The 16219-nt window shown below is 64.7% G+C and carries 12 protein-coding genes; 5 read left to right on the forward strand and 7 right to left on the reverse strand.

Going from position 1 to position 16219, the window contains the following annotated elements:
• Nucleotides 1–7: 7 nt before the first annotated feature.
• The 4 genes from WS87_RS05085 to WS87_RS05100 form a co-directional block, all read right to left on the reverse strand.
• Entirely contained in the window at nucleotides 8–994 is a 987-nt protein-coding gene (locus tag WS87_RS05085) for an FkbM family methyltransferase (protein WP_082750723.1), read from the reverse strand.
• Nucleotides 991–2211, reverse strand: a complete 1221-nt coding sequence (locus WS87_RS05090) for an ABC transporter ATP-binding protein (RefSeq protein ID WP_059820163.1) — start codon at nucleotides 2209–2211, stop codon at nucleotides 991–993. Before WS87_RS05090 ends, WS87_RS05085 begins: the two co-directional genes overlap by 4 nt.
• Complete coding sequence (locus tag WS87_RS05095) at nucleotides 2211–3008, reverse strand: ABC transporter permease (protein ID WP_059820164.1); 798 nt, start codon at nucleotides 3006–3008, stop codon at nucleotides 2211–2213. The genes WS87_RS05090 and WS87_RS05095 overlap by 1 nt, the downstream gene beginning before the upstream one ends.
• A gap of 166 nt (nucleotides 3009–3174) precedes the next feature.
• Entirely contained in the window at nucleotides 3175–4626 is a 1452-nt protein-coding gene (locus tag WS87_RS05100; protein ID WP_059820165.1) for a mannose-1-phosphate guanylyltransferase/mannose-6-phosphate isomerase, read from the reverse strand.
• 363 nt (nucleotides 4627–4989) lie between these two features.
• Between WS87_RS05100 and WS87_RS05105 the strand changes: the two genes are divergently transcribed.
• From WS87_RS05105 to WS87_RS05125, 5 genes are all read left to right on the forward strand, one after another.
• Entirely contained in the window at nucleotides 4990–6861 is a 1872-nt protein-coding gene (locus tag WS87_RS05105) for a polysaccharide biosynthesis protein (protein WP_059820166.1), read from the forward strand.
• Between the two features lie 94 nt (nucleotides 6862–6955).
• Complete coding sequence (locus tag WS87_RS05110; RefSeq protein ID WP_159085636.1) at nucleotides 6956–8137, forward strand: glycosyltransferase family 4 protein; 1182 nt, start codon at nucleotides 6956–6958, stop codon at nucleotides 8135–8137.
• A gap of 40 nt (nucleotides 8138–8177) precedes the next feature.
• The gene (locus WS87_RS05115; RefSeq protein ID WP_059820168.1) at nucleotides 8178–9137 is read left to right on the forward strand and encodes an NAD-dependent epimerase/dehydratase family protein; all 960 of its coding nucleotides are present in this window, start codon (nucleotides 8178–8180) and stop codon (nucleotides 9135–9137) included.
• On the forward strand, nucleotides 9134–10120 hold the full coding sequence (locus WS87_RS05120) for an MraY family glycosyltransferase (protein WP_059820169.1): 987 nt from the start codon (nucleotides 9134–9136) through the stop codon (nucleotides 10118–10120). The genes WS87_RS05115 and WS87_RS05120 overlap by 4 nt, the downstream gene beginning before the upstream one ends.
• A gap of 303 nt (nucleotides 10121–10423) precedes the next feature.
• The gene (locus WS87_RS05125) at nucleotides 10424–12769 is read left to right on the forward strand and encodes a protease pro-enzyme activation domain-containing protein (protein ID WP_236873207.1); all 2346 of its coding nucleotides are present in this window, start codon (nucleotides 10424–10426) and stop codon (nucleotides 12767–12769) included.
• A 111-nt stretch (nucleotides 12770–12880) separates the two neighbouring features.
• Here WS87_RS05125 and WS87_RS05130 read toward each other — a convergent pair whose 3' ends face one another.
• Genes WS87_RS05130 through WS87_RS05140 form a run of 3 tightly spaced genes read right to left on the reverse strand, consistent with a single transcriptional unit; the run spans nucleotide 12881 to nucleotide 16188 of the window.
• On the reverse strand, nucleotides 12881–13987 hold the full coding sequence (locus WS87_RS05130) for an MraY family glycosyltransferase (RefSeq protein WP_059820171.1): 1107 nt from the start codon (nucleotides 13985–13987) through the stop codon (nucleotides 12881–12883).
• 27 nt (nucleotides 13988–14014) lie between these two features.
• Nucleotides 14015–15037 (reverse strand): UDP-glucose 4-epimerase GalE, encoded by a 1023-nt coding sequence (galE, locus tag WS87_RS05135; RefSeq protein ID WP_059530331.1) that lies wholly within the window; start codon nucleotides 15035–15037, stop codon nucleotides 14015–14017.
• A gap of 14 nt (nucleotides 15038–15051) precedes the next feature.
• Nucleotides 15052–16188 carry a glycosyltransferase family 4 protein gene (locus WS87_RS05140; protein WP_059820172.1) on the reverse strand — a complete coding sequence of 379 codons (1137 nt, stop codon included), beginning with the start codon at nucleotides 16186–16188 and terminating at the stop codon, nucleotides 15052–15054.
• Nucleotides 16189–16219: the final 31 nt, after the last annotated feature.

Genomic DNA, 16219 nt, shown 5'->3' on the forward strand with positions numbered 1-16219 from the left:
TCGTCACTTATCGCGATGCGCCATGCAATCGCAGCGCAAGGCGCACGAGCGGCTGCGCAAGCCGTTCGGACTGCCGCGCGTGCTCCGCTTGCAGCGTGTCGAGCCGACGTTTCAGATCCATCGCCTGCGCGTCGGCATGGGCGGCGGTCAGGTGCGCCTCGGAGAGCTCGGCGCGCACGGCGCTCAACTCTCCCCGCAATGCGGCCAGTTCGGCCTGCAACGCGGCCAGCGTGCGCTCCCGCTCCGCAAGGGTGTCCTGCAACGCGCGATGCGCGTCCGGCGAAATTTCGGGATCGAGCACGAAGCAGTGGCCGCGACGCAGTTTCGCGCGGTCGAACACGTTCGGCGCGAGTGCGATGCGCGGCTTCAGGTCGCGATGCTCCGTCGCGACATAGAACCGGTTCAGGCCGTCGAAGTACACGTATTCGTAACCGGCGTCGGTCACGATCGATTCCCACTCCGCGCTGTTGTCGACCGGCGAATTCGGCTCGGTCGATTCGATCACGAGAATCCACGGGCGGAAGCGCTTGAAGTCCGCGCCGAGCAGCACGTTCCGCTCGAAGCCCTCGACGTCGATCTTCAGGAAATGGATGTCGCGCGGCGCGTACGCTTCGCAGACGTCCGCGAGCGTACGAACCTCGACCTCGCGTTCGCCGTGCAGGCGACCGCTTTCGCGGTAGCGATTCGCAATCTCGGGGGCGTTGGTCGACAGGCCGCGTGCGTCGATTTCATAGAGCGTCAGGCGGCCGGGCTTTTCGCCCAGCGCACAGGCGAGATTGATGTCGCGCGGCCGATCTTGCACGAGCGCATCGAAATGCTCGGTGACCGGCTCGACGTTGACGCCGTGCCAGCCCCGTTCGTAGAACGCCTTCGTGACGGAATCCTCGATCGGTTCGTTGGCGCCGACGTCGATGTAGAACCCCTGTTCGACATCGGAAAGCGCGCGCCAGAGAACGATGTCTTCGAAGTTCTGCGCAAAGGAGAGAAAGGTCATTGCCGCTCGATCCGGATGGTGGGTTCGATGAAGCTGAAACCGAGGAAGAAGGGGCGGGTCAGGTTCGCGACAGTGAAGACCAGTGCGTAGTCGCGCCACTCATAGTTGTTGGTCAGGTGATCCGACCCGCTGGTAAGTGCCGTTGCAACCGAATACGAGCCCGGGCCGACGTTCATGTCGAACGCGAACGTGAACTTCAGGCGTTCGCCGGCACGCACGTTTTCCGCGATCTGCTTCGTGTGGTACGTGTTGGTACCGTAGATGTCCTGGCCGAGGCGGTTCTTGATCATGTAGCCGAGCACGAGCTTCGGAATCGCCTCATTGGCGCGCACGGTGATCTCGAGCTGGGCGCTGGAGCCCACATCGACCATTTCGACCTCGTTGCCGTCGCCGTCGCAGAGCGCGATGTGTTCGATCGTGGCTTCGCCGGTGCCGGAGATGGTGCGGGTGTTGCCCTCTGCCGTCACTTCCTGGCGAATCGTCTGACTTTGGCGCTGCGCGAGCGACGCGTTGTAGAAGTCGATCACTTCCTCGGGCGGCCCGATCTTGGAGACGGTGCCTTTCTCGAGCAGGATAGCCTTGTCGCAGATCGACTGGATCGACGTCTTGTCGTGCGAGACGAGCAGCAGGGTCGTGCCCTGTTCGCGGAACTTACGGATCCGGTCGAAGCTCTTGTGCTGAAAATACGCGTCGCCGACCGACAGCGCTTCGTCGACGATCAGGATGTCGGGACGGCGCGCCGTCGCGATGCTGAATGCCAGACGCATTTGCATGCCGCTCGAATAGACGCGCACCGGCTGGTCGATGTATTCGCCGATCTCGGCGAATTCCTCGATTTCCGGCATTAGCGTGTCGACGTCGTGATTGGTCAGGCCGAGCAGCTGGCCGGCCATGTAGACGTTTTGCCGGCCGGTGAAGTCCGGATGGAAGCCCATGCCGAGTTCGAGCAGCGCCGCGACCGAACCGTTGATCGCAATCTGACCTTCGGACGCGCGCGCCGTGCCGGTGATGATCTTGAGCAGCGTGCTCTTGCCCGCACCGTTGACACCCATCAGGCCTACGGCTTCGCCTGGTTCGATGTCGAACGAAATATTGCGCAGCACCCAGCGCAACTCGTGGCGGTTCGCGCCCGGCACGAGCCATTCGATGAGCCGTCCCCACCGGGACCGATAGATTTTGTATGCCTTGCCGACGCCGGCTACCTTGATCGCCGTCATTACAGTTCGTCCACCATTTCAGCCGAATGCCTGCGGAAAATAAATGCGCCGGCCGCGCAGAGCAGTACGGCAAGGGCAAGAACGGGCCACAGCGAGTACCAGTTCGGCATGCGATGCCACACGCAGATGTCCTGATAAGCGGTAATCACGCGCGCCATCGGGTTGAACATGATGTAGTGGCGCACGCGCTCCGGCAGGACCGCGATCGGATAGACGATCGGCGTGAACCAGAACCAGAATTGCATGACCACGCCGAAGAGCTGGCCGACGTCGCGAAAGAAAACGTTCAGCACGCCGAGCACGATGCCGAGGCCCATCGAGAACGCGACCTGGAGCAGCAGCACCGGAATCAGCGCGAAATACGACCAGCCGGGGAAATTGTTCGAGATCAGCAGGAAGATCGTGAAGAGCGCGAACACGATGCCGAAGTTCAGCAGCGCGTTCAATGCGACGATGATCGGCAGACAGATGCGCGGGAAGTTGAGCTTCTTGATCAGGTTGGCCTGCTCGAGAAACACGTTCTGCGCACGCGTCAGCGTGTCGGCGAACAGGCCCCACGTGAGCGAGCCCGCGCACAGGTATACGCTGTATGCGAGATTGCTGTCGACACCGGGAAGTCGTGCGCGCATCAGCTGGGAGAAGATCACCGTATAGACGAAGATCATCGCCAGCGGGTTGATCACCATCCACGCGCCGCCGAGCAGCGAATTCCGGTAGCGCGACTGAAACTCGCGCTTGACGCTGCTGACGATGAATCCGCGATATCGCCACGCGGATTTGACAATTCCTACTGCCATGCAGAATTCCTATGAACAGGTCGTGCGCGCGACACGGGGCGGCGGCTTCCGCGCGTCGATTGCCGTCGGGACGAGCGGCGCGGCACCGGAAAACCCGTCGCACCGCGACATCCATGCCGCGCGGCCCCCGGATCGACCGGGGGCGCGGGCGGTCCGTTCGGCCGTGTCAGTTCGACGATGTGCGGCCGTAGACGTCCTCGAAGCGGACAATGTCGTCTTCGCCGAGATATTCGCCGCACTGGACCTCGATCAGCACGAGATCGAGCACGCCGGGGTTGATCAGCCGATGCTTGTGACCGGCCGGGATGTAGGTCGATTCGTTCGGCTGCAGCGAGATGACCTGTTCGCCGTTGACGACATCCGCGCAACCGCTCACCACCACCCAGTGCTCGCTCCGATGGTGATGCATCTGGAGCGACAGCGAGGCGCCCGGCTTGACGACGATCCGCTTCATCTTGAATCGTTCGCCTTCCTCCAGCACCGTGTAGGTCCCCCAGGGACGATGCACGGTGCGGTGCAGGCGATAAGCGCTGTGGTTCGACTGCTTGAGCCCGGCGACGATGTGTTTGACGTCCTGCGCGCGTTGCGCCGATGCGACGAGCAGGGCGTCCGGCGTATCGACGACGATCAGGTCGTGCACGCCGACGAGGCCGACCATCCGGTCCTCGCTCTGAACGAAGCAGTTGTCGGCGTCGTGAAGTTGCGCAGGGCCGCTGATGCGGTTGCCGCGCTCGTCAGGGGCGGTGAGACTGCTGATCGACAGCCAGGAGCCGATGTCGCTCCAGCCGATGTCGCACGGCACCACGTAGACGTTGGCCGAGCGCTCCATTACCGCGTAGTCGATCGAGATGCTTTCCGTTTCGCGGAAGGCGGCGGGCGTGAGTTCGAGCGCGTAGTCGCCGTCGGACGACGCACTGCGCGACGCCGTATCGATCGCATGGATGACCGGCGTGGCAACGTCGGGCGCGTGACGCTCGAGTTCCGTGAGGATGGTCTGCGCGGTAAAGCAGAACATGCCGGCGTTCCACAGGTGGCGCCCGTCGGCGACAAGCGCCTCGGCGACTGACAGCTGCGGTTTCTCGACGAAACGCGTCACCTTGCGCGACGCCGGGCCGCGGGCAGGCGTCGCATCGTATTCGATGTAGCCGTAGCCGGTTTCGGGACTGGTCGGGTGAATGCCGAACGTCACTACCTGACCATCGACCGCGGCGGCCGCGGCTTGTTGCACCGCAGCATCGAACGCCGCCTGATCGGCCACGAGGTGGTCGGCGGGCAGGACGAGCATGACGGCCTCGGGGCCGTGCTCGCGGCGGATCAATTCGGCGGCGGCGCCAATGGCGGCAGCCGTATTGCGGGCCTCGGGCTCGAGCACGAAGCCGAGCCGGTTGCCTGCCTCCCGCACGTTCGTGCACTCGTCCTTGGTCAGGAAGTAGGTTTCGCGGTTCGTGACGACGACAATTTCGCGTGCAGCGGTCGCCTGCTGGGCCCGAAGATAGGTCTTCTGGAGCAGGCTTTGCCCGTCAGCAAGGCGCAACAGCGGCTTCGGAAACGCTTCACGCGACACGGGCCACAGCCGGGTGCCCGCGCCTCCGCAGATGATGACGGGTATGATGTTCATTGACTCGATCTGGTTACGATCCGTTTACGGCATGGTGCGGGACCATCGGAAGGCTGCGATTCTAGCGGATTTCACCCTGCGGAACCATTGCACCATACATCTCGTTACGGAAGTTGCACTGCAAGAAAACAACAATAATTCGAGACGGGGTATCGTCCCGAGATCACATCCGCCGCAACATGCAGGTATCCGAATTTGCCTGTTTGTTCGGTCTATCGGCATAATTCCTACCAGTTCACGGCGGTCGTGCGCTGGAGTCCCTCTAGCCGATCCGCACACTATACGACACGGCCAAGCGGCCAAGCCGTTCGCGCGACGGCTGCCGCACAGTAGTTAACGTTCTGTTTCACTAGGATCTCACGCATGCTTCGATTCAAACCGTCGTGGCGGTCACTGAGCGTATTCGGATTCGACTTGCTCGCCGTCGCCGCCGCATGGATATCGGCTTACGTGATTCGTTTCAACGGGGCCGTGCCGACGGAGTTCTGGCACGGTTGTCTCGTTGCGCTCGCGGGCGTCGTCCCGACTTATGCGATCCTGTTCCGGATCTGCGGCCTGTACCGTGGCATGTGGGTGTTCGCGAGCCTGCCGGATCTCATCCGCATTGCGAAGGCGGTCGGCATCGGTGCGCTGCTCGTGATGATCGGCGCGGTGATGCTGCAGCCGACACCGATCATTCCGCGCTCAGTCCTGCTCGTTTCGCCGCTGCTGTTGTTTCTGTCGACCGGCGGCGCGCGTGCGCTGTACCGGACGGTAAAGGAGTTCTATCGATACGGCGGCCTGATCGCGCAAGGCAAGCCGGTCGTCGTGCTCGGTGCGGGCGCGGCGGGTGCGACTCTCGCGCGTGAACTGTCGCGTTCGGGCGAATGGCGCCTGATCGGACTCCTCGACGACGACCCGACCAAGCGCGGCCGGGAGATTTACGGCTACAAGGTGCTTGGTGCGATCGACGAGTTGCCGCATTTCGCCGACATGCTCCGCGTCGAGACCGCGATCATCGCGATTCCCTCCGCACCGGTCGAAGTGCAGCGGCGGGTCGCGACGCTCTGCGTGCGTGCCGGCGTTCGCGCCATGGTGCTGCCGGCGCTCGCCGACGTCGCACAGGGGCAGGCTTCCCTGTCGCGTGTGCGCCAGATCGATCTCGAGGATCTGCTGGGCCGCGAGCCCGTGTCGATCGATACGGCTCACGTGGATGCGTTGCTGCGCGGGCGGGTCGTAATGGTGACGGGCGCGGGCGGCTCCATCGGTTCCGAACTGTGCCGTCAGATCCTGCGATTCGAGCCGGCCCAGGTGGTTGCGTTCGATCTGTCGGAGTACGCGATTTACCGGTTGACGGAAGATCTGCACGAGCGTTTTCCAGGCGTCGACGTCGTGCCGATCGTCGGCGACGCGAAGGACTCCCTGTTGCTGGACGAAGTGTTTCGTCGCCATGCGCCGCACATCGTTTTCCATGCGGCGGCCTACAAGCATGTGCCGTTGATGGAAGAGCTCAACGCATGGCAGGCGGTCCGCAACAACGTACTTGGTACATACCGCGTCGCGCGCGCGGCTGCGCGTCATGCCACGCGCCACTTCGTGCTGATCTCGACTGACAAGGCCGTAAACCCCACGAACGTGATGGGTGCGAGCAAGCGGCTGGCGGAAATGGCATGCCAGGCATTGCAGCAATCGAGTTCGACGCAGTTCGAGACGGTTCGCTTCGGCAATGTGCTCGGCAGTGCCGGGAGCGTCATTCCGAAATTCCAGCAGCAGATTGCGAAGGGCGGCCCGGTGACAGTCACCCATCCGGAAGTCACACGCTTCTTCATGACGATCCCCGAGGCGTCGCAGCTGGTGTTGCAGGCCTCCAGCATGGGGCTGGGTGGCGAGATCTTCGTCCTCGACATGGGGCAGCCGGTCAGGATTGTCGATCTGGCTCGTGACCTGATCCGTCTCTACGGCTTCGACGAGAGTCAGATCCGCATCTCATTCTCGGGCCTGCGGCCGGGTGAAAAACTGTACGAGGAACTGCTCGCGGACGACGAGACCGCGACCCGTACGCCGCATCCGAAGCTGCGCATCGCGCGAGCGCGCGAGGTGCCGGACAACTTGCTCGACGAGCTTCTGCCCTGGCTGATGCAGAATCGCGTGCTGCCCGACGACGAGGTGCGACGGGACCTGCGCCGCTGGGTGCCCGAATACCAGCCGACGGTCTTGCCGCAACTGCAGCCAGTTGCATCGGCGCGGTCGGCCTGAGCCGCACCGTCCATCCTTCATTTTCCTGACACGGCGCCGTGACCTGTCTTTCGACGGGTAACGGCGTCGTCAAGTTCGTTTGGCCCTCGATCGCATGAAACTGCTTTTCGATCTCAATTCGCTGCGTCCGCCCCGAAGCGGCATCGGCTACTACACACAACATCTGCTCGAAGGTCTGCTTCGGCGCAGCGACGTCGAAGACGTCGCCGGTTGGGTCGGGCGTACCGTGTTCCAGGGCGAGCGTCTCGACGCCATGATGGTCGACCAATCGTCACTGCAGAAGGCCGTGCAGTTCCGTAACGGGATGACTGCGAGCCTGCTGCAGAAATCGAGGGCGATTCCGGGGCTGTACCGTTTGCGCACGGTCGTGCGGAGTTCTGCTTCGCGCACGTTGCGCAGCGACTTCGCGCGGCGCGGCTATCTCTATCACGAGACCAATTTCGTCGCGTCGCGTTATCGCGGCCCGAACGTCGTGACCGTGCACGACCTGTCCCACCGGCGTCATCCGGAGTTTCATCCTCAGGTCGCCGTCAACTACCTCGATCACGGGCTGCCGCGTTCGCTGCGACAGGCCGGCGCGATCATCGTCGACAGCCTGTACACGAAGCAGGAACTGCTCGACATCTACGACGTGCCGGAGGAGCGGGTGGTGCCGATCCATCTCGGCGTCGAACCGGTGTTCCGGCCATACAGTGACGAAGAGTGCCGTCCCGTGCTCGACGCGCTCGGGATTCAGTCGCGGCGTTTCGTCCTGTCGGTCTGCACGCTGCAGCCGCGCAAGAATCTTCAGCGGCTGGTCGAAGGATTCGCACGGTTGCCGGAGGAACTGCGGCAGATGTATCCGCTGGTCCTTGTCGGCGCCGACGGCTGGAAGAACTCGCAGCTGATGGCGTGCATCGAGCCGCTCGCCCGAGCGGGCCAGATCATATCGCCGGGCTACCTGTCGCGCTCGAGTCTGCTGCATCTTTTTTCGTCGGCCGCGGTCTTCGCATATCCGTCGCTTTACGAAGGATTCGGTCTTCCGGTCGCGGAGGCGATGGCGAGCGGGGCGCCCGTCCTGACGTCGAACGTGACGTCGATTCCGGAGGTCGCGAACGGCGCCGCGCTCGAAGTCGATCCGTATTCGGTCGACGCGATCGAGGCCGGGCTCGAGCGCCTGCTGACGGACGCCGCGTTGCGCGACCTGCTGGTGGAGAAGGGGTTGCGGCGCGCAGCCGAGCTGACTTGGGACGCTACCGTCGACAAGACCTGCGAGGTCTATCATTCACTGGTCTGACGCGCGTGCGGCGACGAATGCCGCCGATGGAGGAAAGGCAATGCGGATTGGCGTGAGCGGGGCGAACGGTTTCGTGGGGCGCGCACTGGTTCAGGCGTTGTGCGACGCGGGACACGATGTTATCGCGCTCGTTCGCCGCCACGCGGGCGATACCGATGCGCGGGCGACCGAGTGCGTCATCGCGGACGACGATTTCGCCAGCGTCGCAGCCGGACAACCCGCTTTGCCACCGTGCGGCGTGTTCGTGCATCTCGCCGCACGCGTGCACGTGATGCGTGACGACGCAACCGATCCGCTGGCGTCCTACCGGGCCGCGAACGTTCAGGGCGCGCTGAATGCGCTCGAGGCCGCGCGCCGTGCCGGCGTGCGCCGGTTCGTGTTCGTGAGCAGCGTCAAGGCGCTCGGCGAGCACGAGAACGGCCGCCCGTTGCGTGAGGACGACGTGCCGCGCCCCGGCGATCCGTACGGCATCTCGAAGCAGGAGGCGGAAGTCGCGTTGCGCGATGCCTGCGCGGCCTGCGGGATCGAACTGACGGTCGTGCGGCCGCCGCTCGTGTACGGTCCCGGCGTGCGAGCGAATTTCCTCGGGCTGATGCGCGCGGTCGCGCGTGGCGTGCCGCTACCGCTCGGCGCCGCACATGCGCAGCGCAGCATGGTGTATATCGGCAACCTTGTCGACGCATTGCGGTTCCTGGCCACGCGCGATCACGCAACGGACGGGGTGTTCCATGTGACCGACGGCAACGACCGGTCCGTCGCCGAACTCGTTGCGGGGATTGCCGCCGCGCTCGGCCGGTCGCCGCGCCTCGTGCCGGTGCCCGTCGCGTGGTTGCGCGCTGCGGGCGCGTTGACCGGACGCCGCGCGGCGGTCGACCGCCTGACGAGTCCGCTGCGGATCGAATGCGCGCACCTGCGCGAGCTCGGCTGGGCGCCGCCGTTTACCGTCGACCAAGGGCTGGCCCAAACAGTGGCCGGCTTGGCGAAGGGGGGCGGAGCATGATCGCATCGTTACCCATCGTCGTCGTTGCCGCGTTCGCGGCATGCGCGAGCTTCGCGGTGCTTGCATGGCTGCTGAAATCGGGTCTGGCGTGGCGACTCGCCGTTGACGTGCCGAACCAGCGCTCCCTTCATGAGCGTCCCGTGCCGCGTGTCGGCGGATGGGGTGTGATGTGTTCGGCGCTGCCGCTGATCGCGCTCGGCGTGCCGGGATTCGGCTGGGCGGCGCTCGCCGCGTGCGTGCTGGCCGTCGTGTCGTTGATCGACGACCGGCGAGGCCTGTCGGCGCGTGTGCGTTTCAGCGTGCATCTGCTGGTGGCCGCAGGCGCCGTCGCGGTCTCGTCCACCGGAATGCCGATATGGGCGACGGTGCTGGTCGTCATCGCGCTCGTCTGGATCGTGAATCTCTACAACTTCATGGACGGCGCGAACGGTCTCGCGGCCGGCATGACTGTGCTGGGTTTCGGCACCTATGCGATCGCGGCGTCGCGCGTCGCGCCGGAGCTCGCGCTGGCGAGCGGCGTGATCTCGGGCGCGGGCCTGGGTTTCCTCGTGCTCAATTTCGGAGCGGCGAAGGTCTTCCTCGGCGACGTCGGATCGATTCCGTTGGGTTTCCTGGCCGGCGCATTCGGGCTGTGGGGCTGGCAGCACGGTGTCTGGCCGGTGTGGTTCGTCGCGATGGCGTTCGGACCGTTCATCGCGGATGCATCCGTGACGCTGTTGCGTCGCCTGTTGCGCGGAGAAAAGGTCTGGCAGGCGCACCGCGAGCATTTCTATCAACGGCTGGTGCGGACACTCGGTTCGCACGTGCCGGTTGCGCTGCTGTATTACGCGTTGATGGTGGGTGGTTCGGCGGCGGGTCTCGCGGCGCGCCAGCTTCCGTCCGTCGCGGAGCAGTGGGGGATCGTGGTTGCGTGGTACGCCCTGCTCGCCGTCATCGGCGCGTGGATCGAGTGGCGCTGGCGCAAGTCCGGGCTGACTCGTTGATTTCGCGTTATATCCGGCCTCGAGCGTCATACCGGATGTCGTATGAAGGGCGGCGGTCGAGCGCCGCCTGATCGCTTGCCCGCGCCGGCATTCGCTCGGCGCCATCGTCCCGATCGACACACCGATCGTTCCATTCGCGTTCACCCATATCGACCCACTTCGGTCATTTGACTACCCGTCGATTCCTTCCTATGTTTTCCTCAAGGTAGCCGTCCGATTGCCGTAAAGAACAAAGGTGAAAAGCCAAATACGAGATCTACGGTCCATACCAATCCGATGAAAGCGGAACATATTGCAAGGGGAATGAGCGCGGCACTCATGGTGTTCGCGCTCGCGGGGTGTGGCGGCGACGAGAGTCCGACGGCGTCGACCGTCACCGCCACTGCGCAGGTTGGCAAATTGTCGGCGCTGCGCGCCACCGGCAACGTGGTGAGTGCAGCGCCGATGAGTGCGACGGCGCCGGTCCATGTTGTGCTCATACTCAAGCCGAACGACCAAGCCGCACTGCATCGCTTCGTGCAGGACTCGCGAACGCCCGGCAGCGCCAGCTTCGGCGCCGTGCTGACCTCCGCGCAGATCGCCGCGCGCTACGCGCCCACCGCCGACCAGGTCGCCACGGTGAAGGCCTATTTGGGAAGTAAGGGCTTCACGAACATCAATGTTGCCGGCAACAACATGATCGTCGAAGCCGATGCGCCGGCCGGCGTGATATCCGGCGTGTTCAAGACGACGCTGGTGCCCGTCGCGATGGCGGACGGCAGCCGCGCGCATATCAACACTGCCCCCGAGACGGTGCCGGACGCACTCGGCGGTGTCGTCCAAGCGGTTCTGGGGCTCGATACCGCGACGCGTCTGCATCCGCACTTCGTGCGCGCGTCCGTGGCCGCCCGTGCGCCAACCGCAAACACGTCGCCGACGACCAACGCAATCATGGTGGGCCACAACCCGACGCAATTTCCGGGCATCTATTCCGTCGGCAGCGCGCCGACGGCCGGCAACACCACGGTGGGCATCATCGCGGAAGGGAACCTGACGCAACCCGTCATCGACCTGACGACGTTCGAAACCAACAACCGGTTGCCCGCCGTACCCGTTTCGGTGATCAACGCCGGCACGCCGAGCGCCGACACGAGCGCGAACGTCGAATGGTCACTCGACAGCCAGACCATTGTCGGGATGTCCGGCGGCGTCAAGCAAATCAACTTCTATGTTGCGCCGTCCTTCGCATGGAGCGACATGGCGCTCGCGATCAATCGCGCCGTGTCGGACAACACCGCGCGGGTCGTCAACATGTCGATCGGCGGATGCGAGAACTGGGCGCCGACCGCCTCGATGGACGTGCTGTTCGAAATGGCCGTCGCACAGGGGCAGACCTTTTCGGTCAGCACGGGCGACTCGGGTAGCGTTGCGTACGGCTGCAGCGGCACGTCGGTGCAATATCCGGCGAGCTCGCCCTACGTCGTGGCCGTCGGCGGCACCAGCCTCTATACGAACGGGAACGGCAGCTATGGCGGCGAGATGGCCTGGGACTCCGGCGGAGGCGGCAGCAGCGGCTTCGAGCCGATTCCGACCTGGCAGTCGAACGTACCGCAGCTCAAGGGACGGGCGTTCCGGGGCCTGCCGGATCTCGCGTTCGACGCCGATCCCAACAGCGGCGCGCAGATCATCGTGGGCGGACAACTCGAGACGCTGGGCGGTACGAGCCTGTCCGCGCCGTTGTTTGCCGCGACCTGGGCGCGTCTCTTGTCCGGCAGCTGCGCGACGAACCCCGGCTTCGCGGCACCGACGATTTACAGTGCACAAGCCACGACACCGTCGATCTTCCGCGACATCACCTACGGCAGTAACGGCGCATACAGTGCCGGTTCGGGCTGGGACTTCGTGACCGGCTGGGGCACGCCGATCGTCACCACGCTGCAATCGTCGATATGCGCGCCGACGACACCGATCTATGGCGGCACCATCGGTGAAGGGACGACGCTCAAGCCGGGACAAACCGTGTACTCGGCGTCCCAAAACCATCGACTGGTCATGCAGAATGACGGCAACCTCGTGCTTTATAACGTGAGTGGTGCCGCGATATGGAATTCCGGGACGTTCGGAAACGCAGGGGCGTACGCAGTGTTCCAGACTGACGGCAACTTCGTGGTCTACAGCGCGGGCGGCAGGGCGCTGTGGTTTTCGGCGACCAATGGCGGGTCCTATGGCCAGTATCTTGCCGTGCAGGATGACGGCAACATGGTGATCTACGCGTGGTCCATCCCGGTATTTGCCACGGCGACGTCAGCGGCGGGATTGACGAACTCGTCGAGCGGGCCGGCTGTCTGGAACGGCGGCGTCACCCTCGGCAGTGGCCAGAGCCTGGCGTCAGGCAACGGTGCAAACACACTCGTCATGCAGAGTGACGGGAATCTGGTGCTGCTTCGCCAAGGCGTCCCGAAATGGAATTCGGGGACCTACAGTCATCCGGGCGCCTATGCGGCGATGCAGACGGACGGCAATCTGGTCGTCTACAGTCCAACGGGCGTGCCGCTCTGGTATTCCGGCACCAACGGCAATCCGGGGGCGGTCACGTACATTCAGGACGACGGCAACCTCGTAATCTATGCGCAGGCGCCGCGCTGGAACACCTATACCTCGGGACGCTAGGATTCTGCGATTCGCGGCCGCGCCGTCACGGTCACCGTCGGCGATGGCCGCGTAGTGTGTAGCAGTGGACAGCCCGCGCGAACCGGCAGCGCGCCGGCTGACCCGCCCCCCTCAATGCCCGCGCTTCTCCTTCCTCACCACCATCCACCGCGGCACCCTGAACCTGACGATGCTGATATACAGCCACACATAGGTCAGTGCGAACAGCACCACAAAAACGAACAGGTGCACCGTGTGTCGCCAGAACAGCGTCGCCGGAATCACGGCAACGAGGCACAGCAGCCAAAGATAAGGTGATGTGAGCGAATTGCGCCGCGTGAGGTCGTGCGCATGCTTCGTCCCGACGGCCCATCGCATCAGCCGCTTGTACACGAGCATGTGCAGGTGAACGCCGTCCGGAATCCCCGGCGACATCCCGCGAATGAACTTCTTCCGGTAGATCGAGAAGCACGTCTCGAAGATCGGATACATGAACAGCAGCACCGGGTACCACGCCGACACTTCGCGATTTCGCATCACCAGCATGATCGCGAGCTCGGCGAGCATGAAGCCGATGAAATACGCGCCGCCGTCGCCGAGGAAGATCAGGCCGGCCGGGAAATTCCACAGGAAGAAGCCGAGCACGGCGCCCATCATGATGATCGACGCGGACATCACGACCGGGTCGTTGACGTGGAATGCGACGTAGGCGAGCGACGCGAACATCATGAAGCTGACCATCGACGCGAGCCCGTTGAAGCCGTCGATGATGTTGATCGCGTTGGCCAGCGCGGCGACCGCGAGCACCGTGATGAACGCCGAAATGGCCACGTAGTGGAGCAGGAAGTCGAGCGGCGGCACGCTGATGCGCGTGACCGCGATGTTCAGCAGCCAGAACGCCAGCGCGGCCGCGCCCATCGTGCACAGCAGCCGCGCGCGCGGCGACACGCGCTTGGTCAGGTCCTCGACGAGCCCGGAGAGGAACGCCGGCAGCCCGCAGGCCACGATGCCGAGAATGCTGCCGGCGATCGTTGGATAGCGCCGGGTCAGGAGCAGCGCGGCAATGACGACGCCGGCGAGGATCCCGATGCCCCCGACGCGCGGCACGGGCCGCACGTGGAATTTCTGCACGCCGGCCAGATCGCTGTCGATCGAGAATTTCTCGTGCAGATGCGCATAGCGCACGATGAACAGCGTGACGAGCAGGGAGACGATGAAGCCGGACGCGAAGCTGAGCATGGGATCGCTCGAAAAATGGACAGCGGATTATACAAAACCGCGGGGGTTCCCCTCCTGCCATTTCCAGTGGTCGGCGCACATCTCCTCGATCCCGAGCGTCGCGCGCCAGCCGATGAGGTCGGCGGCGGCCTGCGGATTCGCGTAGCACTCGGCGATGTCGCCCGGGCGGCGCGCGACGAGTTCGTACGGCACCGGGCGGCCCGACGCCTTCTCGAACGCGCGCACGACTTCCAGCACGCTGTAGCCCTGGCCCGTGCCGAGGTTCACGACGAAGCTCGCATCGCGCTTCGCGAGCGCGTCGAGCGCGGCGATGTGCCCCTTCGCGAGATCGACGACGTGGATGTAGTCGCGCACGCCGGTGCCGTCCGGCGTCGGGTAGTCGGAGCCGAACACGCGCAGCTTCTCGAGCTTGCCGACCGCGACCTGCGCGACGTACGGCATCAGGTTGTTCGGGATGCCGGCCGGGTCCTCGCCGATCAGCCCGCTCGCATGCGCGCCGACCGGGTTGAAGTAGCGCAGCGTCGCGATGCGCCACGACGGGTCCGATACCTCGAGATCGCGCAGGATCTGCTCGGCGATCAGCTTCGACTGGCCATACGGGTTGGTCGCGGACAGCGGGAACGATTCGTCGATCGGCGAGCGCTCCGGCACGCCGTACACGGTGGCGGACGAGCTGAACACGAATTGCTTGACGTTGCGCTCGCGCATGATCTTGAGCACGGAGAGCAGTCCGCCGAGGTTGTTCTGGTAGTACTCGAGCGGCTTCGCGACCGATTCGCCGACCGCCTTGAGCGCCGCGAAATGGATCGTGCCCGTGATCGGATGTGCATCGAACACCTTCGCGAGCGCGGCTTCGTCGCACACGTCGACCTGGTGGAACGCGGGCGTCCTGCCCGTGATTCGCTCGATGCGCCGGACGGACTCGGCCTTGCTGTTGACGAGGTTGTCGACGATCACAACATCGTAGCCGTTGTCGAGCAGCTCGACGGCCGTGTGCGAGCCGATGTAGCCCGCACCGCCGGTAACGAGGATGGTGCCTTTAGCGGTCATGCTGATGCGCTCCTTCAGAGTGTGATGCCGGTCAATGTATGAATGGTCTGCCGGTAACGTTCGACGACCTGCTGCTCGTCGAATTCAGCGGCGACCTTGCGGCGGCCGTGCGCGCCCATCGCATCGCGCCCGGCGGTCCCGAGTTCGATCATGCGGATCAACTGCTCGGCGAGGCTCGCGCTGTCGCGCACGCGGCACAGGAAGCCGGTTTCGCCGTCGGCCACGACGTCGCGGCAGCCTGGCACGTCGGTCGCCACGATCGGGCGGCCCATCGCGGACGCTTCCATCAGCGTGCGCGGCACGCCCTCGCGGTACGACGGCAGCACGACGCAATCGGCCGCCGCGATGTGCGGGCGCACGTCGTGCGCCTCGCCGAGATACTCGACGACGCCTTCGCCGACCCACGCGTCGACGTCCGCGCGGCCGATCGCGCTCGGATTGTCGACGCCGAGCGGCCCGAGCAGCTGGAAGCGCGCATCCGGGTAGCGGGCCCGCACGACGCGTGCTGCCTCGACGTATTCGCGCACGCCCTTGTCCCACAGCAGCCGGCCGATCAGGATGAACACCGGGCCACGGCCGGCGGGCAGCGGCGCCGGCGCGAACTGTTCGAGGTCGACGCCTTCGCCGTGCAGCAGCCGCGCGCGGTCGGGGTGCGCAAGCAACTGCTCGTCGGTGAAGGTCGCGAGATCGTCGCGGTTCAGGAACCAGACTTCACGCGGAAAGCGGAACGCGAACCGGTACAGGCGTTTCGCGACGCTGGCCGCGCGACTTTTCTGGATGAACACGTAGCCGAGGCCGGTGGTGACCGCGATCGACGGCACGCGCGCGAGCCACGCCGCGATCGACCCGTAGATGTTCGGCTTGATCGTGTAATGGAACACGAGATCGGGCTTGAGCGCGCGGTAATGGCGCACCAGCGCGGCAAGCGTGCCGAGATCCTCGCGCGGGCTCGTGCCTTTCGACGCGACGGCGAGCGCGACGTAGCGGCAGCCCATCTGCTCGAGCAGCGGCACCGTGCGGTCGTGCGGCGCGATCACGATGACCTCGGCGCCGCGCGCGACGAGCGCACGGATCAGCCCATGGCGGTACGTGTAGATCGCCCAGGCCGTGTTGCAGACGAGCGCGATGCGCAGCGAGGAGGTAGCGGACATGAAAAAAAGAAAAAATAAAGCGTCGAAAATG

It is taken from the genome of Burkholderia sp. MSMB0856, from assembly GCF_001524645.2.
Taxonomy (GTDB): domain Bacteria; phylum Pseudomonadota; class Gammaproteobacteria; order Burkholderiales; family Burkholderiaceae; genus Burkholderia; species Burkholderia diffusa.